The organism is Sulfitobacter sp. CB2047, assembly GCF_000735125.2.
In the GTDB taxonomy this organism is placed as follows: Bacteria; Pseudomonadota; Alphaproteobacteria; order Rhodobacterales; family Rhodobacteraceae; genus Sulfitobacter; species Sulfitobacter pontiacus.
Genome location: NZ_CP072613.1, coordinates 1,489,695 through 1,510,974 on the forward strand (window position 1 = coordinate 1,489,695; position 21,280 = coordinate 1,510,974).

General features: G+C 62.1%; 24 protein-coding genes. 22 read left to right on the plus strand and 2 right to left on the minus strand.

The window, feature by feature from the left end; genetic code table 11:
- Positions 1-11: 11 nt before the first annotated feature.
- Together IV89_RS07360 and IV89_RS07365 are read left to right on the plus strand one after the other, a co-directional pair.
- Positions 12-683: an HAD-IA family hydrolase gene (locus IV89_RS07360; RefSeq protein ID WP_005854024.1), complete on the plus strand. Its 672-nt coding sequence runs from the start codon at positions 12-14 to the stop codon at positions 681-683.
- A gap of 1 nt (position 684) precedes the next feature.
- The gene (locus IV89_RS07365; protein ID WP_037944477.1) at positions 685-1,890 is read left to right on the plus strand and encodes an aminotransferase class I/II-fold pyridoxal phosphate-dependent enzyme; all 1,206 of its coding nucleotides are present in this window, start codon (positions 685-687) and stop codon (positions 1,888-1,890) included.
- On the opposite strand, the gene IV89_RS07370 is transcribed toward IV89_RS07365, so the two are convergent.
- Positions 1,887-2,288: a VOC family protein gene (locus IV89_RS07370; protein ID WP_037944476.1), complete on the minus strand. Its 402-nt coding sequence runs from the start codon at positions 2,286-2,288 to the stop codon at positions 1,887-1,889. The two genes, IV89_RS07365 and IV89_RS07370, sit on opposite strands and share 4 nt — an antisense overlap.
- A 139-nt stretch (positions 2,289-2,427) precedes the next feature.
- Positions 2,428-2,898 (minus strand): pyridoxamine 5'-phosphate oxidase family protein, encoded by a 471-nt coding sequence (locus IV89_RS07375; protein WP_037944475.1) that lies wholly within the window; start codon positions 2,896-2,898, stop codon positions 2,428-2,430.
- A 146-nt stretch (positions 2,899-3,044) separates the two neighbouring features.
- Here IV89_RS07375 and IV89_RS07380 point away from each other — a divergent pair, with 146 nt between their 5' ends.
- The 20 genes from IV89_RS07380 (at position 3,045) to IV89_RS07475 (ending at position 21,183) form a co-directional block, all read left to right on the plus strand.
- A complete protein-coding gene (locus tag IV89_RS07380; RefSeq protein ID WP_005854015.1) occupies positions 3,045-4,208 on the plus strand; it encodes an isovaleryl-CoA dehydrogenase in 1,164 nt (387 codons plus the stop codon).
- On the plus strand, positions 4,205-4,696 hold the full coding sequence (locus IV89_RS07385; protein WP_037944473.1) for a lysozyme inhibitor LprI family protein: 492 nt from the start codon (positions 4,205-4,207) through the stop codon (positions 4,694-4,696). Before IV89_RS07380 ends, IV89_RS07385 begins: the two co-directional genes overlap by 4 nt.
- Positions 4,696-6,219: an AMP-binding protein gene (locus IV89_RS07390; RefSeq protein ID WP_037944472.1), complete on the plus strand. Its 1,524-nt coding sequence runs from the start codon at positions 4,696-4,698 to the stop codon at positions 6,217-6,219. The genes IV89_RS07385 and IV89_RS07390 overlap by 1 nt, the downstream gene beginning before the upstream one ends.
- A gap of 52 nt (positions 6,220-6,271) precedes the next feature.
- The gene (locus IV89_RS07395) at positions 6,272-7,876 is read left to right on the plus strand and encodes a carboxyl transferase domain-containing protein (RefSeq protein ID WP_037944471.1); all 1,605 of its coding nucleotides are present in this window, start codon (positions 6,272-6,274) and stop codon (positions 7,874-7,876) included.
- Positions 7,877-8,031: 155 nt separating this feature from the next.
- Positions 8,032-9,966: an acetyl/propionyl/methylcrotonyl-CoA carboxylase subunit alpha gene (locus IV89_RS07400; protein WP_037944469.1), complete on the plus strand. Its 1,935-nt coding sequence runs from the start codon at positions 8,032-8,034 to the stop codon at positions 9,964-9,966.
- Positions 9,967-9,977: 11 nt separating this feature from the next.
- Positions 9,978-10,643, plus strand: a complete 666-nt coding sequence (locus tag IV89_RS07405) for a glutathione S-transferase family protein (RefSeq protein ID WP_005854006.1) — start codon at positions 9,978-9,980, stop codon at positions 10,641-10,643.
- Positions 10,644-10,696: 53 nt separating this feature from the next.
- Positions 10,697-11,554, plus strand: coding sequence for a hydroxymethylglutaryl-CoA lyase (locus IV89_RS07410; RefSeq protein WP_037944468.1), 858 nt, complete (start codon positions 10,697-10,699; stop codon positions 11,552-11,554).
- Positions 11,554-12,339, plus strand: coding sequence for a crotonase/enoyl-CoA hydratase family protein (locus IV89_RS07415; RefSeq protein WP_009824867.1), 786 nt, complete (start codon positions 11,554-11,556; stop codon positions 12,337-12,339). The genes IV89_RS07410 and IV89_RS07415 overlap by 1 nt, the downstream gene beginning before the upstream one ends.
- 56 nt (positions 12,340-12,395) lie before the next feature.
- Positions 12,396-13,295, plus strand: a complete 900-nt coding sequence (locus IV89_RS07420) for an NAD(P)-dependent oxidoreductase (protein WP_037944467.1) — start codon at positions 12,396-12,398, stop codon at positions 13,293-13,295.
- A gap of 170 nt (positions 13,296-13,465) precedes the next feature.
- Positions 13,466-13,831 (plus strand): NADH-quinone oxidoreductase subunit A, encoded by a 366-nt coding sequence (locus tag IV89_RS07425; protein WP_005854000.1) that lies wholly within the window; start codon positions 13,466-13,468, stop codon positions 13,829-13,831.
- Positions 13,822-14,358, plus strand: a complete 537-nt coding sequence (locus IV89_RS07430) for an NADH-quinone oxidoreductase subunit B (RefSeq protein ID WP_005853998.1) — start codon at positions 13,822-13,824, stop codon at positions 14,356-14,358. Before IV89_RS07425 ends, IV89_RS07430 begins: the two co-directional genes overlap by 10 nt.
- A gap of 9 nt (positions 14,359-14,367) precedes the next feature.
- Positions 14,368-14,973: an NADH-quinone oxidoreductase subunit C gene (locus IV89_RS07435; protein WP_037944466.1), complete on the plus strand. Its 606-nt coding sequence runs from the start codon at positions 14,368-14,370 to the stop codon at positions 14,971-14,973.
- 8 nt (positions 14,974-14,981) lie between these two features.
- Positions 14,982-15,146 (plus strand): hypothetical protein, encoded by a 165-nt coding sequence (locus IV89_RS07440; RefSeq protein ID WP_181358643.1) that lies wholly within the window; start codon positions 14,982-14,984, stop codon positions 15,144-15,146.
- A complete protein-coding gene (locus IV89_RS07445) occupies positions 15,146-16,369 on the plus strand; it encodes an NADH-quinone oxidoreductase subunit D (RefSeq protein ID WP_005853993.1) in 1,224 nt (407 codons plus the stop codon). The genes IV89_RS07440 and IV89_RS07445 overlap by 1 nt, the downstream gene beginning before the upstream one ends.
- A gap of 78 nt (positions 16,370-16,447) precedes the next feature.
- Positions 16,448-17,758, plus strand: coding sequence for an NADH-quinone oxidoreductase subunit E (locus tag IV89_RS07450; RefSeq protein ID WP_037944464.1), 1,311 nt, complete (start codon positions 16,448-16,450; stop codon positions 17,756-17,758).
- 34 nt (positions 17,759-17,792) lie between these two features.
- A complete protein-coding gene (locus IV89_RS07455) occupies positions 17,793-18,794 on the plus strand; it encodes an endonuclease (RefSeq protein WP_235183790.1) in 1,002 nt (333 codons plus the stop codon).
- A gap of 21 nt (positions 18,795-18,815) precedes the next feature.
- Positions 18,816-19,043 carry a DUF5337 domain-containing protein gene (locus IV89_RS07460; protein WP_037944461.1) on the plus strand — a complete coding sequence of 76 codons (228 nt, stop codon included), beginning with the start codon at positions 18,816-18,818 and terminating at the stop codon, positions 19,041-19,043.
- Between the two features lie 11 nt (positions 19,044-19,054).
- On the plus strand, positions 19,055-20,350 hold the full coding sequence (nuoF, locus tag IV89_RS07465) for an NADH-quinone oxidoreductase subunit NuoF (RefSeq protein ID WP_009824861.1): 1,296 nt from the start codon (positions 19,055-19,057) through the stop codon (positions 20,348-20,350).
- A 6-nt stretch (positions 20,351-20,356) separates the two neighbouring features.
- Complete coding sequence (locus IV89_RS07470; protein WP_037944459.1) at positions 20,357-20,764, plus strand: MAPEG family protein; 408 nt, start codon at positions 20,357-20,359, stop codon at positions 20,762-20,764.
- A gap of 92 nt (positions 20,765-20,856) precedes the next feature.
- Positions 20,857-21,183 carry a hypothetical protein gene (locus IV89_RS07475; protein ID WP_005853981.1) on the plus strand — a complete coding sequence of 109 codons (327 nt, stop codon included), beginning with the start codon at positions 20,857-20,859 and terminating at the stop codon, positions 21,181-21,183.
- Positions 21,184-21,280: the final 97 nt, after the last annotated feature.

Sequence of the window (21,280 nt, forward strand, 5' to 3'; positions counted from 1 at the left end):
AAGGAATGCCGATGAAAACAGTCGTATTCGACCTCGACGGGACGCTTGCGGACACTAGCGGAGACCTGATCGCCGCGGCCAATGCCTGTTTCCGCGACATGGGCGAGGGCGATGTGCTGGATGCCAAGACCGATGCAGGCACGGCGCTGAAAGGCGGCCGCGCGATGCTGCGGTTGGGCATGGAACGTTTGGGGCGCGCCGACGACGCCGAGACGATCGACCGCTACTATCCCATGCTGCTCGAAGCCTATGGCCGCGAGATCGATACCCATACCGTGCTTTACCCCGGCGCGATGGAGGCGGTGGAGGCGTTGAAAGCCGCGGGCTACCGCGTGGCGATCTGTACCAACAAACCCGAGGGGCTGGCCCATACGCTGCTGACCAAACTTGGCGTGCGCGATGCCTTTGGCGCGATGGTGGGGGCCGATACGCTGGCGATCCGCAAGCCCGATCCGGAGCATCTGTTCGAAACCGCGCGGCGTGCCGGGGGCGACCCCGCGCTGTGCTTGCTTGTGGGCGATACCAATACCGACCGCGAGACGGCGCGCGCGGCGGGGGTGCCTTGCGTGTTGGTCTCCTTCGGTCCCTCGGGCGATGATATGGCGGCACTTGGCCCCGAGGCCCTGTTGGACCACTATGACGATCTGCCCGACATCGTGACCCGTCTGATCGGTGCCGTCTGACATGGCATCTGACACGGCAGAGGTGTTCGCCGGCAGCTTCACCCAGCAAGAACCGATCCCCGAGGACGCCATCGACGCCGCCGTCGCCGTGATGCGCCACGGGCGGCTGCACCGCTATAACACGGCGCCCGGCGAAACCGCCGAGGCCGCGCTGCTCGAGCAGGAGTTCGCCGCGATGGTGGGCGCGCACTACTGCCTTGCCGTGGCCTCGGGCGGCTATGCCATCGCGACCGCCTTGCGGGCTGTTGGCGTCAAGCCGGGGGATCGGGTGCTGTCCAACGCCTTCACGCTGGCCCCCGTGCCCGGCGCGATTGCCGCGGTCGGGGCCACGCCGGTCTTTGTCGATGTCACCCAAGGTCTTGTGATCGATCTGGACGATCTGGCCGCCAAACTGGATCAGGCGCGGGTGCTGCTGCTAAGCCATATGCGCGGGCATATCTGCGATATGGACCGGTTGATGGCGCTTTGTGATGCCGCCGGTGTCACCGTGGTAGAGGATTGCGCCCATACCATGGGGGCAAGCTGGAACGGCGTGCCCTCGGGGCGGCATGGGGCGGTGGGGTGCTATTCCTGCCAGACCTATAAACACGTCAACGCGGGCGAAGGCGGGCTGCTGGTCACCGACGATGCAGCACTCGCGGCGCGGGCGATCATGCTCTCAGGGTCCTATATGCTTTATGACCGGCATCTGGCGGGGCCGCCGCCCGAAGCCTTCGAGACGGTGAAATACGACACACCGAATATCTCTGGCCGGATGGATAACTTGCGCGCGGCGATCCTGCGCCCGCAGCTCAAGCGGCTTGAGGCACAGATCGACGGGTGGAATGCGCGGTATCACGTGGTTCAGGACGGCTTGCGCGACACGCCCGGCCTGACCCTCATCGACCGCCCCGCAGTGGAACGCTTTGTCGGATCGTCGTTCCAGTTCCTGCTGTCTGGCTGGGCCCCCGAGGCTATTGCATCAGTGCTGACCCGTTGCGCCGCCCGCGGGGTGGAGCTTAAGTGGTTCGGCGGGGCGGAGCCTGTGGGCTTTACCAGCCGCTACGATTCATGGCGCTATGCCGAACCCTCTGCGCTGCCCGCCAGCGATGCGGTGCTTGCCAGTATTATCGACATGCGCGTCCCGCTGACATTCTCGTTGGACGACTGCGCGCTGATCGCACGGATCATTCGCGCGGAAGTCTCGGCGGTGTTCCAGCAGGGCTAGGCCGCGCCGGGGGGCGCCATCTGGATCAACTGGATGAGGTTCCCGCAGGTGTCATCCAGCACCGCCATGCGGACGGGGCCGGCATCAATTGGGTCTTGGGTGAAGACGACACCGCTGTCGGTCAGCCGTTTGACTTCGGCATCCAGATCCTCAACCTGAAAGGAATGGGCTGCGATCCCGTCTTCCACCAGCGCCTGTTTGTAGGGGCCAACGGCGCGGTGATCGCTGGGCTCTAGCAAAAGCTCTGTCCCGTCGGGCTGTTCGGGTGATACCACAGTGAGCCAGCGGTGCGTCCCGAGGGGGATATCGTTCTTCACCTCAAATCCCAGCTTGTCGCAGTAGAACTTCTGGGCCTTGTCTTGGTCGTCAACGAAGATGCTGGTCACATAGATTTTCATATCAATTCATCCGTTCGTGGCTGTATCGGGCCGGGTCTGATGCAAAGCCCGCTGGTGTTCGGAAGCACCCTAGCATGGCATCGCGAAAAGGGCAGACACAACGGCCCGCCCTTGCTGCGATTGATGGCGTGTCCGCCGTTCAGAAGCGAATGGTCCCATGTTGGCCCGCATCCGGAACCTGTTTGGTCACATTGGCTTTGGCGATCTCGTACAGGAAGGACAGGCTGCCGCCGGTCAGCCAGACCTCCGCCTGTTTGAGGTCCATGCGCACAAGTTGCACGTCGTCATCCTTGCGTCCGTCCTTGAACCACGCGGCGGCAAAGGCGTTCCACAGCTCGTCCAGTTTGGCAGGGTCGGTCACAGCCTGAACGGTACCGTCGATCCGGGCGTATAGGTGTTCGTCCTTGCTGGTCACCAGATATTCGGCCGCAGCACCGGTCTGGGCGGATTTCGCCAGATCGGTGTCCCGTGCGGTGATGAACCAAAGGCAATTGGCGTCGTGATCGGCATAGTGGCTCATGGGGATGGCGCGGGCGGTATCGGTGGCCAGCATCCCGATGCGGGTGTCGTCTACGCGGTCCCAGAATTCTTTCTTCAATGACGTGCTCATATCGGGGCGTCCTTTCTATCCTGTGTCACGGGGGTAACATCGGCGGCGCGGGTGCAGTTCCGCGTAGCCTGCGACATTTGCTTGACCGAATCCGCGAGAAGTGTAGTGTAATGAACAACTGTTCAATAAACTCGGGGGAGGGGTCTATGTTCAACACCACCATGAAATTCGATCTGGGCGATGACGTGAACGAGATGCGCGATATGGTGCACCGTTGGGCGCAGGAACGGGTCAAACCGATGGCCGCCGAGATCGACACCAAGAACGAATTCCCGCCCGCGCTCTGGGAAGAGATGGGCAGCCTTGGTCTGCTGGGCATGACGGTCGAGGAAGAATTTGGCGGCTCGGGCATGGGCTATGTCGCACACACCGTCGCTGTTGAAGAAATCGCACGCGCTTCCGCCTCGGTCTCGCTGTCCTACGGGGCGCATTCGAACCTCTGCGTCAACCAGATCCGTCTCAACGGCAGCCCCGAGCAGAAGGCGAAATTCCTGCCGGGCCTGTGCTCGGGTCAACACGTAGGCGCGCTGGCGATGTCCGAACCGTCTGCGGGCAGCGACGTGGTGTCGATGAAACTGCGCGCCGAAAAGCGCAACGATCACTACCGCCTGTCGGGAAATAAATACTGGATCACCAACGGCCCCGATGCAGACACGCTGGTGGTCTATGCCAAGACCGACCCCGATGCCGGATCGAAAGGCATCACCGCCTTCCTGATCGAGAAATCCATGAAAGGCTTCACCACCAGCCCGCATTTCGACAAGCTTGGGATGCGCGGGTCCAACACGGCAGAGCTGATCTTTGACGATGTCGAAGTCCCGTTTGAAAACGTTCTGGGGGAAGAGGGGCGCGGCGTGGCGGTGCTGATGTCGGGGCTTGATTACGAACGCGTGGTGCTGGCGGGGATCGGTCTGGGGATTATGGCCGCCTGTCTGGACGAGATCATGCCCTATATGGTCGAGCGTAAACAATTCGGGCAGCCCATCGGGAACTTCCAGCTGATGCAGGGCAAGATGGCGGATATGTACACCGCGATGAATTCGGCCCGCGCCTATGTCTACGAGGTCGCCAAGGCCTGTGATCGCGGTGATGTCACCCGTGCGGATGCCGCCGCCTGCTGTCTTTATGCCAGCGAAGAAGCGATGAAACAGGCGCATCAGGCGGTGCAGGCCATGGGCGGGGCGGGCTACCTGTCTGACAACCCCGTGGGCCGCATCTTCCGCGATGCCAAGCTTATGGAGATCGGGGCAGGCACCTCTGAAATCCGCCGGATGCTGGTGGGCCGCGAGATGATGGGAGCGATGGCGTGAAACCTCTCGGCATCGCTCTGATGCTCTGCGCCTCACCGCTTGCCGCGCAAGATCTGCAATATACTGACCGCGGCACAGAGATTTGCCTCGCCGACGCAGATGGTTTTGCAGCCGAGATGGCCTGCGTCGGTGTCTCTGCCAACCAGTGCATGGAGGATTCTCCGGGCGGGAGCAGCACCTATGGTATGGGCGGGTGTCTGGACCGTGAGCTGCAATTCTGGGACCAGCGGTTGAACGATAAGTACGCCGCAGTGATGGTGCAGGCCAAACGGATGGATGCCGATGCGATCCCGGGGCCCGAGGGAAGCCCCGGCGTGGCGGATGCCCTGCGCGAGATGCAGCGGGCGTGGATCGTGTTCCGCGACAAGGCGTGCACCTACGAAGCCTCGCTTTGGCAAGGGGGCACCGGGCGCGGACCTGCGGCGATTAACTGTCTGATGCATCAGACCGCGCGTCAGGCTTTGTCGCTGGACGTGTGGGAAGGCTGATGGCTGACGTCCTGCCAGGTCTGGACGCAACGGGCGCGTGGGAGATTCCGGCGCGGCTGAACATGGCGGCGCAATGTCTGTCCCATGACCCCGCGCGGCTTGCGATCATTGATCTGACAGGTGACGCGCGGCGCGGTTTCAGCTTTGGCACCCTGTCCGATATGGTCGACGGACTGGCCCGCACCTTGGCGCAGCGGGTGCAGGCAGGCGACCGTGTGGGCGTGCTGCTGGGGCAAAGCCCGTGGTGTGCTGCGGCCCATCTGGCGATCTGGAAAATCGGCGCGATTTCAGTGCCTTTGTTCAAACTCTTCAAGTATGATGCCCTTGCGTCGCGGGTGCGTGATGCGGGCGTGACGCTGGTGCTGACCGATCCCGAAGGGCGCGATCTGCTGGGGGGGCTGGCGACGCCCTTGATGGCAGATAGCGTCGGCGTGGCGGGCGATCCTGTCGCCTTTGCCGACACCGGCCCTGACGATCCGGCGGTGCTGATCTATACCTCGGGCACGACGGGGTCGCCTAAGGGTGCGCTGCACGGCCATCGGGTGCTGACGGGCCATCTGCCCGGCGTCTCGCTCAGCCATGAGGTGCTGGGGCAGGACGGCGATTGCCTCTGGACGCCTGCGGATTGGGCGTGGATCGGCGGGCTGTTCGATGTGGCAATGCCCGGGCTGGCGCTTGGCGTGCCTGTTGTCGCGGCGCGCTTAGCGAAATTCTCTCCAGACGCCTGTGCGCGCATCATCCGCGAGGGCGATGTGCGCAACGTGTTCTTCCCCCCGACCGCGCTGCGGATGCTCAAGGCCGAGGGAGCTACGATCGCGGGGCTACGCTCTGTCGCATCTGGGGGGGAGCCTTTGGGGGCCGAGATGCTTGCATGGGGACAACAAGCCTTTGGCCTGGGTATCAACGAATTTTACGGGCAGACCGAATGTAATATGGTCGCCACCAGCGCGGGCAGCCAGTTCCCGCCGCGCCCCGGTTGCATCGGTAAACCTGTGCCGGGCCATGACGTCGAAGTGCTGGATGATGCCGGTAAGCCGACGGCAGACGAAGGCGATGTCGCCATCCGCAAGGGATCAGCCGCGATGATGCTGGGCTATTGGCAGCGCCCCGACGAGACAGCGCAGAAATTCCGGGGTGACTGGATGCTGACCGGTGATCGAGGCGTGTTCGACGGTGAATACCTGCGCTTTATCGGGCGCGAGGATGATGTGATCACCTCAAGCGGCTATCGCATCGGTCCGGCAGAGATCGAGGATTGCCTGCTGACCCATCCAGAAGTCGCAACCTGCGGTGTGGTGGGCAAGCCCGACCCGCTGCGGACAGAGATCGTCAAAGCCTATGTCGTGCGCAAATCCGGTGCGACTGTCGATGAGCAGACCCTGCAAGACTGGGTGAAAACCCGCCTTGCCAGCTATTCCTACCCGCGCGAGGTGGCCTTTCTGGATGCCTTGCCGATGACCGTCACAGGCAAGGTGATCCGCCGCGCGCTGAAAGCCCGCGCGGCTGCCGAAGGGGCTGCGTGATGCAATACCCCCCTGTGACGTCCCCCCATTCCATCCGATCAAGGAGACCGACATGAAGCTGATTTCGCAAGCCTTGCCCTCGTCCGAAAGCTTCAAGGCGAACGAGGCCGCACATCTGGCCGCCCTGCAAACCATCCGCGAGGCTGCGGATGCGGCGGAACTGGGCGGCGGCGAGAAATCTCGCGCCCGCCACGTGAGCCGCGGCAAGATGCTGCCCCGCGAACGGGTGGCCAATCTGCTCGACCCCGGTTCGCCCTTCCTTGAGGTCGGTGCGCTGGCGGCGCATGGGCTTTATGGCGGGGCGGCCCCCGCGGCGGGTGTGATCGCGGGTGTCGGCAAGGTGCAGGGCATCGACTGCATGATCGTGTGCAACGACGCCACGGTGAAGGGCGGCACCTATTTCCCGATGAGCGTCAAGAAACACCTGCGGGCCCAGGAAATCGCCGAGGAAAACCATCTGCCCTGCATCTATCTGGTCGATAGCGGCGGCGCGAACCTGCCCAATCAGGACGAGGTCTTTCCCGACCGTGATCACTTTGGCCGGATTTTCTATAATCAGGCGCGGATGAGCGGCCAGGGCATCCCCCAGATCGCGGTGGTCATGGGATCGTGCACCGCGGGCGGGGCCTATGTGCCCGCGATGTCGGATGTGTCGATCATCGTGAAAGAGCAGGGCACAATCTTTCTGGCCGGTCCGCCGCTGGTCAAGGCCGCGACGGGCGAGGTGGTCAGCGCCGAGGATCTGGGCGGCGGCGATGTGCATACCCGTCTGTCAGGTGTGGCCGACTATCTGGCCGAGGATGACGCCCACGCGCTGGCGCTCGCCCGGCGTGCCGTGGCCGGTCTGAACCGCGCGGCCCCGATGAATGTGCAATGGCAACCCGCCGAAGACCCTGCCTATGATCCGGCCGAGATGCTGGGCGTTGTCCCCGCCGATCTGCGCACGCCCTATGACATCCGCGAAGTCATCATGCGGCTGGTCGATGGCAGCCGCTTCGACGAATTCAAGGCGCGCTTTGGCGAGACGCTGGTCTGCGGTTTTGCCCATGTGAAAGGCTGCCCCGTCGGTATCATCGCCAACAATGGCGTATTGTTCTCGGAATCCGCCCAGAAAGGCGCGCATTTCGTAGAACTCTGCTCGCAGCGCAAGATCCCGCTGGTCTTCTTGCAAAACATCACCGGCTTCATGGTCGGCCGAAAATACGAGAACGAAGGCATCGCGCGGCACGGGGCCAAGATGGTGACGGCCGTGGCCTCGACCAATGTGCCCAAGATCACCATGCTGGTGGGCGGGTCGTTCGGGGCCGGTAACTATGGTATGGCGGGACGCGCCTATTCCCCGCGCTTCATGTGGACATGGCCGAACTCGCGCATCTCGGTCATGGGCGGTGCGCAGGCGGCGGGCGTTCTGGCAACGGTAAAACGCGATGCGATCGAACGCGCGGGCGACAGCTGGACCGAGGAAGAAGAGACAGCGTTCAAGCAGCCCACGATTGATATGTTCGAGGAACAGTCACACCCGCTTTATGCGACCGCGCGGCTTTGGGATGACGGCGTGATCGACCCGCGCCACAGCCGCGACGTGCTGTCGCTGTCGCTACGGGCAAGCTTGAATGCACCGATCGAGGATACGAAGTTTGGTGTGTTCCGGATGTAGGCTGCGGTGGGTTTTATGCGGCCGGGGGCCAGCCCAAGTTTTTAATAAAGCCGGGGGCCAGCCCGAGACTTTTATTAGGCCGGGGGCCAGCCCCCGGGGACCCCCGGAGTTTAAGGGGCAAAATGAAGATAAGATGGATGTGAGGGAACTGCGTGATGTTTGATACGATCCTGATTGCGAACCGGGGCGAGATTGCTTGCCGCGTGATGGAGACAGCGCAGGCCATGGGGGTGCGCTGCGTGGCGGTCTATTCCGACGCGGACCGCGCGGCGAAACATGTGGCGATGGCGGATACCGCGGTGCATATCGGCGGGTCGGCCCCTGCGGATAGCTATCTGCGCGGCGAGGTGATCATTCAGGCGGCACTGGATACGGGCGCGCAGGCGATCCATCCGGGCTATGGCTTTTTGTCCGAGAACCCCGATTTCGTGGATGCGGTAGAGGCGGCGGGGCTGGTCTTTATCGGCCCGTCGGCCAAGGCCATTCGCGCGATGGGGCTTAAAGATGCCGCCAAGGCCTTGATGGTCGAGGCGGGCGTGCCGGTTGTGCCGGGGTATCACGGGGCCGATCAGGATGACGCGCTGCTGGCGGCAGAGGCGGATAAGATCGGCTATCCGGTGTTGATCAAGGCCGTCGCCGGTGGGGGTGGCAAGGGCATGCGGCTGGTGGAGGCGGCGGACGGTTTTCAGGCCGCGCTGGAGAGTGCGCGCTCAGAGGCCAAGACAGCCTTTGGCAACGCCGATGTGCTGGTCGAGAAATTCGTCACCAAACCGCGCCATATCGAGGTGCAGGTCTTTGGCGACGGCAAAAAGGCCGTGCATCTGTTTGAACGCGATTGCTCGCTTCAGCGGCGTCACCAGAAGGTGATCGAGGAGGCTCCGGCCCCCGGCATGACGCCCGAAATGCGCGAAGCGATGGGGCAGGCGGCCGTCACAGCAGCCGAGGCGATCGGCTATGCCGGGGCGGGCACGATTGAATTCATCGTCGACGGCTCTGGCGGGTTGCAGACGGACGGCTTCTTTTTCATGGAGATGAACACCCGTCTGCAGGTGGAACATCCCGTGACCGAGGCGATTACCGGCGTTGATCTGGTAGCCTGGCAGTTGCGCGTGGCGGCGGGCGAGGGGCTGCCCCTGCGTCAGGACGAATTGTCGATCCACGGACATGCGTTTGAGGCGCGGCTTTATGCGGAGGATGTGCCCAAGGGCTTCCTGCCCGCCACGGGCACCTTGACACATTTGCAGTTCACGCCCGCCTGCCGTGCCGACAGCGGTGTGCGCGCCGGCGATACGATCAGCCCTTTCTATGATCCGATGATTGCCAAGGTGATCGTGCATGGCGACACGCGCGAGATCGCCCTGTCGCGCCTGCGCGCCGCGCTGACCGGCTGTGAGGTGGCGGGGACGGTGACAAACCTTGCGTTTCTGGGCGCTTTGGCGGCGCATGAAGGGTTTGCGGCGGGGGATGTGGATACCGGGCTGATCGCCCGTGACATTGATGCTTTGACACAAGCGCCCGAGGTGGAGCCGCGCCATGCAGCGCTTGCCGGGATGGCGGCACTGTCGTTGCTGGATCCGGCCGCGGGTGCGGGATTTACGCTGTGGCAGCCGCTGCGCCGCGCGGTTGGATTGACCTGGGGCGGAGAGGATCATCTGCTGCAGGTGCAGGTCGTCTCGGCGGATCACCAGATCTGGACCGTGGACGGGACAGAGGTCGTGGCACAGCGCATCGGCGGGCGCTGGTCCTTGGGCGGGCAACAGGCGGCGGCTGTATCCGTCGCCGAGGGGCGCGTAACGGTATTTGACGGCTATGGGCTGGTGTTTGACGTTATCGACCCGCTGGCCCGTGCCGCGGGTGGTCACGGCGACGGCAACCTGATCGAGGCGCCGATGCCCGGATTGGTGCGTGTCGTGGATGCCAAGGTCGGCCAGACGGTAACCAAGGGCGACCGCCTTGCGGTGCTGGAAGCCATGAAGATGGAGCACAGCCTGCTTGCCGCGCGCGATGGCGTTGTCGCCGAGGTTCTGGCGCAGGCTGGTGATCAGGTCGAGGCGGGTGTAGCACTGGTGCGGCTAGAGCCCGAGGCATAGGAGACCGCACCATGATTACCCTGCACCACGTCGAACAGACCCGTTCCATGCGCACCCTTTGGTTGCTGCACGAGCTGGAGGTGCCCTTTGAGGTGTCGATCCACGCCTTCGATAAATCCTTGCGTGATCCGGGCTATCTGGCGATTTCCCCGGCGGGGCGTGTGCCCTCGCTCGAGATCGACGGGGAGCGTATGTTCGAGACCGGTGCCATCGCGGAATACCTTTGCGAAAGGTTCAGCCCAGACCGTTTGGGGCGGATGCCGGGGGCGCCGGATCGCATGGCGTGGTTGGTGTGGATCCATTTTGCCGAGACGGTATCGCAGCATTGTGCCGCGCTGACCCAGCAGCATGTGGCGCTGCGCGATGATTCCATGCGCAGCCCCATCGTGATGAAGCTGGAAGCCGCGCGTTTGATGAAGTGTTACGACGCGATCGAGGCGCGATTGGGCGGCGGGATACTGTCGCAGGATTATCTGTTGATGAGCGGTTTCACCGCGGCGGATGTGAACGTGGGGCAGGCGGTCTATATGGCGCAGCATTTCGCCAAGCTCGACAATCACCCCAATGTGGCGGCCTGGTATGCGCGCATCACCGACCGCGAGGCGTTCCAGCTGTCGCTGCCCAAAGACGTGCCGTTGTTTGACCGGACGTTTTATGACCCGTGGCCGGTCGAGTGATGCTACCGTCACGTAGGTGAGTTTATTTGGCAAAATGAAGGGGAGGGGGCGTTATGGATAAAGGGGTCTGCGAGATATTCGAGGTCGGTCCACGGGACGGGCTGCAAAACGAGGCGCGCGAAATTCCGGTGTCGGAGAAGATCGCGCTGGTCGACCTGCTGAGCCGTGCGGGGTTTTCCCGGATCGAGGTGGCGAGCTTTGTCAGCCCCAAATGGGTGCCGCAAATGGCCGGATCGGGTGAGGTTCTGGGCGGGATTGCTCGGGTCGAGGGGGTGCGTTATGCCGCGCTGACGCCGAATATGCGGGGCTACGAGGATGCGGTCGCGGCCAAAGCGGGAGAGATCGCGGTGTTCGCCTCGGCCAGCGAGGGGTTCAGCCAGAAGAATATCAACGCCAGCATCGAGGAGGCGTTCGAGCGTTTCGCGCCGATCCTGGAGCAGGCACGCCATGTGGATATGCCGGTGCGGGGCTATGTCTCGTGTGTGGTGGAATGCCCCTATGACGGGGCGGTCGCGCCATCCAAGGTGGCGGAAGTGGCGGATCGTCTTTTCTCTATGGGCTGCTATGAGGTCTCGCTTGGTGACACCATCGGGGCGGGCACGCCGGATACGATTGCGCGCATGTTGCTGGCGGTGCGCGATGTGGTGCCTGTGGGGCGTTTGGCCGGGCATTACCATGACACCAACGGGCGGGCGATGGACAATATCGATGCATCCCTGTCCATGGGCGTGCGGGTGTTCGATGCCGCCGTCGGCGGTTTGGGGGGGTGCCCCTATGCGCCGGGGGCTGCGGGCAATGTTGCTACGGAAAAGGTCAACGCGCATCTGATGGCGCTTGGCTATGACACCGGGTTGGATCAGGCGGTGATCGAGGAAGCCGCCGAGATGGCGCGGCGGATGAGGGCAGGATGATGTACGAGACACTGAAGCTGGAGACCGACGCGCGCGGGGTCGCGACGTTGACGTTGGCGCGCGAGGAAAAGCACAACGCCATGTCCGCGCAGATGATCGCGGAGCTGACCGGGGCCGCCGCCGCCTTGGCCGCTGATGATGCTGTGCGGGTCGTGGTGCTGACCGGCGCGGGCAAAAGCTTTTGCGCGGGCGGTGATCTGGGCTGGATGCAGGCGCAGCGCGATATGGATGGGCCGACACGATCGGCCGAGGCAGGCAAGCTGGCCACGATGCTGGGCGCGCTGAACACGCTGCCCAAGCCCTTGATCGGTCGGGTGCAGGGGAATGCCTTTGGTGGCGGTGTCGGCATGGCCTCGGTCTGTGATGTGGCGATCGGGGTCGATACGTTGAAGATGGGGTTCACCGAGACGCGGCTGGGGATCATTCCGGCCACCATCGGCCCCTATGTGCTGGCCCGTATGGGCGAGGGGCGCGCGCGGCGTGTGTTCATGTCGGCCCGTCTGTTTGACGCGGCAGAGGCGGTCGATCTGGGATTGCTGGCCCGTGCCGTGCCGGCGGATGCGCTGGACGCTGCGATCGAGGCCGAGGTCGTGCCCTATCTGTCCTGTGCGCCGGGGGCCGTGGCTGCGGCGAAACAGCTCGCGCGGGATCTGGGGCCGCGGATCGACGCGCAGGTCGTGGACCATACCATCGCCGCATTGGCCGACCGCTGGGAAACCGAAGAGGCGGCCGAGGGAATCGGTGCCTTCTTCGACAAGCGCAAGGCGGCCTGGGTTACGGGTTGAAGCGGGGCGGCAAGGCTCTAGGCTTTGCCACGACATCAACGGCAAAAGGGGGCCCCATGCGTATTCTATTCACCGGCGGCAGCGGCAAGGCGGGGCGGCATGTGATCCCCTATCTGCTGGATCAGGGGCATCAGGTGTTGAACGTGGACCAGCAGCCGCTGGATCACCCCGGCGTTGACAACCGCATTGCCGATATCACCGATGCGGGCCAGATGCATGATGTGATGCATAGTCTGATGAATCTGGGCGAACTGGATGAGGGCACCGGCGTGCAGGGGTTTGACGCCGTTGTGCATTTCGCCGCCGTGCCGCGCATCCTGATCACGTCGGATACAGAGGTGTTTCGGGTCAATACGCTTGGCACCTATCATGTCATTGATGCTGCCGTGAAGGCGGGTGTGCCCAAGATCATCTTTGCCTCATCCGAGACGACCTATGGCATCTGCTTTGCCCAGGGGGAGCGGAAGCCCGACTATATCCCCGTCGATGAAGATCACCCGACCGTGCCCGAAGACAGCTATGCCATGTCCAAGGTCTGTAACGAGGCGACGGCGCGCAGCTTTCAGACGCGCACGGGGGCGGATATCTACGGGTTGAGAATCAACAACGTGATCGAACCGCATGAATACGCCAGCCTTTTCCCCGGCTTCATTCACGACCCCGATCAACGTCGGCGCAATATCTTCGCCTATATCGATGCCCGCGATCTGGGGCAGATGGTGCAGCGCTGTCTTGATGTGGACGGCTTAGGCTACGAGGTGTTCAATGTGGCCAACGCCGACACCTCTGTCGCCGCACAAACCTCTGACTTGATTGATCGCTACTATAAAGACGTGCGCCAGACCCGCGATATGGGCCAGTTCGAGACATTCTACAGCATCGAAAAGGCGCGTGACCTGCTGGGGTTCGCGCCGCAGCACAGCTGGCGCGAGAGCCGCGATCTGCTGGAAAAATAGCGCCAATCACGCGGGCGCGGGCAGGGCGCGCCGCGCCCCACGACAGGATGACGCAAATATGGCGGGCTCGGTTGACCCTGACCGGACAGCGGAGTAAACCGACCAAAGCCAATAGTGCCGTTTGGCTGACAGGGCGCGTGGCGCGTCGCATACGCAAAAGGAGCTTCCCCTTGGACGACATGATGCGGGAATACCTGCCGATCCTACTTTTTCTAGCCGTGGCGATTGTCCTTGGCATTGTTTTGATCCTGGCTGCCGTCGTGCTGGCCGTGCGCAACCCGGACCCTGAAAAAGTGTCGGCCTATGAATGCGGGTTCAACGCCTTTGACGACGCCCGGATGAAATTTGACGTGCGGTTCTACCTCGTGTCGATCCTGTTCATCATCTTTGACCTCGAAATCGCTTTTCTCTTCCCCTGGGCCGTGGCCTTTCAGGATGTGAGCATGGCCGGTTTCTGGTCGATGATGGTCTTTCTTGCCGTGCTGACCGCCGGCTTTGCATATGAGTGGAAAAAGGGAGCACTGGAATGGCAGTAGCAGCCGCCGGGGCCAATGTGGCCGGGATGGACCGCGATGTGGCCACCCAGAACCTGAACAAGGAACTGCAGGACAAAGGCTTCCTGCTGACCTCGACCGAAGACATCATCAACTGGGCCCGTACCGGCTCGCTTCACTGGATGACTTTTGGTCTGGCCTGCTGCGCCGTCGAGATGATGCACACCTCGATGCCGCGTTACGATCTGGAACGGTTTGGCACCGCGCCACGCGCGTCTCCACGTCAGTCGGACCTGATGATTGTTGCGGGCACGCTGACCAACAAGATGGCGCCGGCCCTGCGCAAGGTCTATGACCAGATGCCGGAACCGCGCTATGTGATCTCTATGGGGTCTTGCGCCAATGGCGGCGGCTATTACCACTACAGCTATTCCGTGGTGCGCGGCTGTGACCGTGTCGTGCCTGTCGATGTCTATGTGCCTGGCTGCCCGCCCACGGCAGAGGCGTTGCTTTATGGTATCATGCAGTTGCAGCGCAAAATCCGCCGCACCGGCACAATTGTTCGCTAAGGGGCTGATATGTCAGAACAACTGAACGAACTTGGCGCGTATATCGAAGCGAAACGCCCTGACTGTATCCTCGGGTGGGACATCGCCTTTGACGAGCTGAACATGGATGTCACCCAGGCCAATCTGCCCGGTCTAGTAGAATTTATCAAAAGCGACGCGACCTGCCGTTTCTCCTCGCTGGTGGATATCACCGCGGTGGATTACCCGGGCCGCGCCAAACGCTTTGATGTCGTCTATCATTTTCTGTCGATGTACCAGAACCAGCGGATCCGCTTGCGCGTCGCCGCGCGCGAAGAGGATATGGTCCCCTCGATCGTCGATATCCACCCGTCGGCCAACTGGTTCGAACGCGAGGTCTTTGACATGTTCGGCATCATCTTTGCCGGCCACCCCGACCTGCGCCGCCTGCTGACCGACTACGGGTTCCGCGGTTACCCGCTGCGCAAGGATTTCCCGACCACCGGCTATACCGAAGTCCGCTATGATGAGACGGAAAAGCGCGTGGTCTATGAACCCGTGAGCCTCGTTCAGGAATATCGCCAGTTCGACTTTATGTCGCCTTGGGAAGGGGCTGAATATATTCTGCCGGGCGATGAAAAGCCGGAGGCAAAATAATGGGGGGCATGTGGTGGTTCATACTGTCTGCCCTCACAATCATCCCGATGGTCAAGCTGTTGCCGTTTTTCGGGATCAATAAATACTGGTCTGTTGCCTGTTTCGTGCCTTTGGGCACCGTCGCCCTTCTGTGGTGGATGGGCGTCAAACTGACCGAGCTGGAGCGTAAATGATGGACGGCACCAAAGGTTTCGAAGACGCCCTGACCGGCGAGCAGAAGATCCGCAACTTCAACATCAACTTCGGCCCGCAACACCCTGCGGCGCACGGGGTTCTGCGTCTGGTTCTTGAACTCGACGGCGAGATCGTCGAACGCTGCGATCCGCATATCGGCCTGCTGCACCGTGGCACCGAAAAGCTGATGGAAAGCCGCACCTACCTGCAGAACCTGCCGTATTTCGACCGGCTGGATTACGTGGCCCCGATGAACCAGGAACACGCCTGGTGTCTGGCCATCGAAAAGCTGACCGGTGTCGAAGTGCCCCGTCGCGCCTCGCTGATCCGCGTGCTCTATTCCGAAATTGGCCGCATCCTGTCACACCTGCTGAACGTCACCACACAGGCGATGGACGTGGGTGCGCTGACACCGCCGCTCTGGGGCTTTGAAGAACGCGAAGATCTGATGATCTTCTACGAACGCGCCTGCGGTGCCCGTCTGCACGCGGCCTATTTCCGCCCCGGCGGGGTCCACCAGGATCTGCCGCCCGCGCTGCTTGATGATATCGAGGCGTGGACCCACAAGTTCCTGTCGGGCTTCATGGTCGACGTGGATCAGCTGCTGACAGAAAACCGGATCTTCAAACAGCGTAACGCTGACATCGGCATCGTGTCTGAACAGGACATCCAGGATTGGGGCTTCTCGGGCGTGATGGTCCGCGGCTCTGGTCTGGCATGGGATTTGCGCCGTGCGCAGCCCTATGAATGCTACGATGAATTCGACTTCCAGATTCCGACCGGTGTGAACGGCGATTGCTATGACCGCTACCTCGTCCGGATGGAAGAAATGCGCCAGTCCACCTACATCATCCAGCAAGCCATCGAAAAGCTGCGCGCGCCCGAAGGGCAGGGTGATGTATTGGCGCGGGGCAAGATCACGCCCCCCAGCCGGACCGCGATGAAAACCGACATGGAAAGCCTGATCCACCACTTCAAGCTCTACACCGAAGGGTTCCACGTCCCCGCCGGCGAAGTCTATTGCGCGGTCGAGGCCCCAAAGGGCGAATTCGGCGTCTACCTTGTGGCGGATGGATCGAACAAACCCTACCGTGCCAAACTGCGCGCGCCGGGCTACCTGCACCTGCAAGCGATGGACTATGTCGCCAAGGGGCACCAGCTGGCGGATGTCGCGGCGATCATCGGCACCATGGACATCGTTTTCGGAGAGGTCGACCGTTGAGCCGGGTCCTCTTCATTTTGCCAAATAAACTCCCGCCGGAGGCGCCCGCCGTTTCCGCAAGAACGAAAGCCTGATCTGATGCTGCGCCGTTTGCACCCTGACCAACCGACAAGCTTTGCCTTCACCCCTGCCAACCAGGCCTGGGCCGAAGCGCAGATCACGAAATACCCCGAAGGCCGTCAGGCCAGCGCGATCATCCCTTTGCTGTGGCGTGCGCAGGAACAGGAAGGCTGGCTAAGCCGCCCTGCGATCGAACATGTCTCTGAAATGCTGGGCATGGCCTATATCCGCGGGCTCGAGGTCGCGACATTCTACTTTATGTTCCAGCTTCAGCCTGTGGGCGAGGTCGCGCATTTCCAGATTTGCGGCACGACATCCTGCATGATCTGCGGTGCTGAAGACCTGATCGAGGTCTGCAAGGAACGCATCGCGCCCAAGGCACATCAAATCAGTGAAGACGGCAAATTCTCGTGGGAAGAAGTCGAATGTCTGGGGGCCTGTTCGAACGCGCCCATGGCGCAGATCGGCAAGGACTATTACGAAGATCTGACCGTCGACGGCTTCCGCGCCATGATCGACGAGATGGCGGCGGGGCAGGTGCCTGTACCCGGCCCGCAGAACGGGCGCTATGCCTCTGAACCGCTGTCCGGGCTGACCAGCCTGACCGATCACGACAGTGGCAAGACACAATATAACGCCAGCGCGCAGCTGGCCGTGGACATCGGCGATACGCTCAAGCGCATCGATGGTACCGAAGTGCCGCTGACGGCACCCTGGCAGGGTAAAGATGGTGCAGACAGCGCCGGTTCTGACAAGGAACAGCCTGTTGCGCGCGATGACAATATGCCACCCGAAGGCCCTGACGGTGCCCAAGGCGGTCGTACCGCCGCAGAGGAAGACGCACCACGTGATGTGGGCGATGCCTCGGATCAACGGTCCGAAGCACCGGGGGAGGCTGACGGCACCGAAGCTGTGGGCAAACCCGAAGCAGGCAGCGTCGCACCCGGCGATCCGGCCCCTGCGCCCAAAGCCTCGACCGCGGGCACCAAAAAAGCATCGGTTGCGAAGTCTGCAGAGGCCAATGCGGATGCGGCAGCCACCAAGCCCAAGACGCTGGATGCCCCCGAAGGCGGCGCGGCGGATGACCTCAAGATGATCAAGGGCATCGGTCCCAAGCTCGAAGCGCTGGTGAACAAGATGGGCTTTTACCACTTTAGCCAGATCGCTGACTGGGGCCCGAACGAGGTATCCTGGGTGGATCAGAACCTCGAAGGTTTCAAGGGTCGCGTGACCCGCGACAACTGGGTCGAGCAGGCGAAAAAACTTGCTGCTGGTGAAGAAACAGAATTCTCGTCGCGCGCCACAAAAGATGGTATCTATAACACATAATAGATCATCTTGAATGGCGAACGAAGGGACGGACATGACTGATTTGACGCAAAAAGAGCAATGCAAACGCGGTTGCATGCGGTGGGGGGCCGGGGTCGGCCTTGTCCTCGCGTTGCTATTTTGGCTGGTTTTCGGCTGGGGCTTTATCGCCTCCCTGTTCCTTGGAATCATACTGGGGCTTGTGACCTTTGTGGTCCTGTCCAAACTCATGTGCGGGTCGCTTGGGGATGAGCCTATGCAGACGGCCAGCACCCCTGCGGCGGCTGCGGCCCCTGCAACGGCGGCCACAACCCAGGCGGCCAGCGCCGCACCAACCAGCGACGCCGCGGTAGAGCCTGAGCCGACGCTGGAGGCGGAACCCGCTGCCACCGAAACGGTAGAGACCCGCCCCGAAGACACGACCGGCGGTCAGGCAGAGGCCGATGTCGGCGGTGCCGCGTCAGAGGCGACAGCGGGCACCTCGCCGGCAGCCAAAGACGAACCCGCCGCTTTCTCGGGGATCAAGCCCACGGCCAAGCTGAAGGGTCAAAAGGAACTCGCTGCGCGCAAGGGGAGCTACAAATACGAAGCCCCCGCAGCCGAGCCTGCACAGGCCAAGGCGGCTCCGGCTCCGGCTCCTGCGCCCGTGCCCGAAGCGGCGGCAGAACCTGTCGCCTCTATCCCGGAACCAACGCCGGCTGAAACACCGCAGGCACCGGCCACCGTCAAGGGGGCTACCTCGACCCGTTCGGGGATCGCGGATATTCCGGCGAGTACTGTGGAAAGCAGCCCCGAAACGCTGGAGAAACCGCGCGCTGGCGGTGCCGATAACCTCAAGCTTATCAGTGGGGTAGGGCCGAAACTTGAACAAACGCTGAATGAGCTGGGGATCTATCATTTTGATCAGATCGCCAAATGGACCGCAGCTGAAATCGCTTGGGTTGATGCCCGCGTGCGGTTCAAAGGCCGTATTCAACGTGATGACTGGATGGCGCAGGCCAAAACCCTCGCCTCCGGTGGAGAGACCGAATTCTCCACTCGTAGTAAAAAGACCTGAGCCTGACATGGATGCCGTGTGATGACAGATAAGGAAGAAATCGCGCTGGCCCGTAAGGGCCGGATGGTCGGCCTTGTCATTGCCGGCACCATGTTGCTTTGGATCGCGGCGCAATGGCTTGCGCCGCAGTTCGGCTTGTCCGGACGCTATGCGCTGCTGTTCGACTTTGCCGCGCTGGCAGCCCTGATCTGGGCGATGGTCAATATATATCAGATGAGGCGGGCCCGCGCGGCCAGCCGTGACACATAAAGGTTAGCTTCATGCTTCAGGATCAAGACCGCATCTTTACCAATATCTACGGTATGCACGACCGCACGCTGAAAGGCGCGCAGGCGCGTGGCCATTGGGATGGCACGGCGGGCATCCTCAAGAACGGGCGCGACTGGATCATCGACCAGATGAAAGCCTCGGGGCTGCGGGGCCGTGGCGGTGCGGGCTTCCCCACCGGTCTGAAGTGGTCCTTCATGCCCAAGGAAAGCGACGGTCGCCCCAGCTATCTGGTGGTGAACGCCGATGAATCCGAGCCCGGCACCTGCAAGGACCGCGAGATCATGCGCCACGATCCGCACACGCTGATCGAGGGCTGCCTGATCGCAAGCTTCGCGATGAACGCCAACGCTTGCTACATCTACATCCGCGGCGAATACATCCGCGAGCGCGAAGCGCTGCAAGCCGCGATCGACGAGGCCTATGACGCGGGTCTAGTGGGCAAGAATGCCTGCAAATCCGGCTATGATTTCGACATCTATCTGCACCACGGGGCAGGTGCCTATATCTGTGGCGAGGAAACCGCGTTGCTGGAAAGCCTTGAGGGCAAGAAAGGCATGCCGCGGATGAAGCCGCCGTTCCCTGCGGGGGCCGGTCTTTATGGTTGCCCGACCACGGTGAACAACGTGGAATCCATCGCGGTGGTCCCAACGATCCTGCGTCGCGGTCCGGAATGGTTTTCAAGCTTTGGCCGTCCGAACAACGCAGGCACCAAGCTGTTTGCGATCTCGGGCCATGTGAATAATCCTTGCGTCGTCGAAGAAGCGATGAGCATCACCTTTGAAGAGCTGATCGAAAAGCATTGCGGCGGTATCCGTGGCGGCTGGGACAACCTCAAGGCTGTGATCCCCGGCGGGTCGTCCGTGCCGATGATTCCCGGTGCACAGATGCGCGACGCGATCATGGATTTCGACTACCTGCGCGAACAACGCTCGGGCCTGGGGACGGCTGCGGTCATCGTGATGGATAACTCCACCGATGTGATCAAGGCGATCTGGCGTCTGGCGAAATTCTACAAGCACGAATCCTGTGGTCAGTGTACGCCATGCCGCGAAGGCACGGGCTGGATGATGCGCGTGATGGACCGTTTGGTGCGCGGCGATGCGGAGCCCGAAGAAATCGACATGCTGCTTGACGTGACCAAGCAGGTCGAAGGCCACACGATCTGCGCCCTTGGGGATGCGGCGGCTTGGCCCATTCAGGGTCTGATCCGTCACTTCCGCGACGAGATCGAGGATCGCATCAAGCACAAACGCACCGGCCGCGTCAGCGCCGTCGCGGCGGAGTAAGTTTTGATGGAAAGCTTTGCCGCCTATAGCCACGCGCTGACTGCTTTGGCTTTTTGGGCCATTCTGATCAGTGTCCTCGGCGCGCTCTCTACCATGGGGCGCACGCCAGAGGGGCGCTGCGATTGCGGCAAGCCTAAGCGGAACTACGACGATGTGGTCTATCGCCGCGAACGCGCGTTCATGAACGCGATAGAGGCGTCGGGCCCGTTTCTGGCCTCGACGCTTGCGGCAGTGCTGCTTGGCGCGCCTGTGTTCTGGGTGAACCTCTTTGCGGCGCTATTCGTGGTGGTGCGGGTCGCGATGGCCGTGGTGCATATCGGGACGACCAACCAGCCGATGCGGTCGCTGTTCTTTATGCTGGGGCTGGTGTGTATTCTGGCCTTGGCGGTCCTGGCGATTTTCGCAGCCTTCTGAGGCACGACTGAAGAACGATAGCTTTCACCCGTTGATCGGGCAGGGGGCTGCACAAAAAGACGGGTCCGGCCACACCGGCAGAGTGAGGGAAGATGAAGCAGATTGTTCTATTTTGTATAACGGCCGCGGTATTGGCTGGCTGTACCGCCCGCGAAGACCGTCTGGCCTTTGATGGTAAATATTTCCGCACCAAGCTGAGCAAAGTCGACGGGCAACGCGATGTCTTTACCCTGCGGGTGCGCAATGCGTCGCAGTCGATCAACGGTGCCCGCGAAGCGGCGCGCTATGAAGCGACGGTTTATTGTGTGACCAACTATGGCAGTTCGGATATCAAATGGGTCGTGGGGCCGGACACCCCGCCCGAGAATTTGCGCCTTGTGGACGACGCTTTGACGTTTCAGGGGGCTTGCCCTTCCTGACCGTTTGCGCGACATACCGCTGGCAAATGGCTGATCCGGAGATGTTATTGAATAACATCGGGGTCAGTTCCCATGTGTAGCAAGGGGCAGTCCGCCC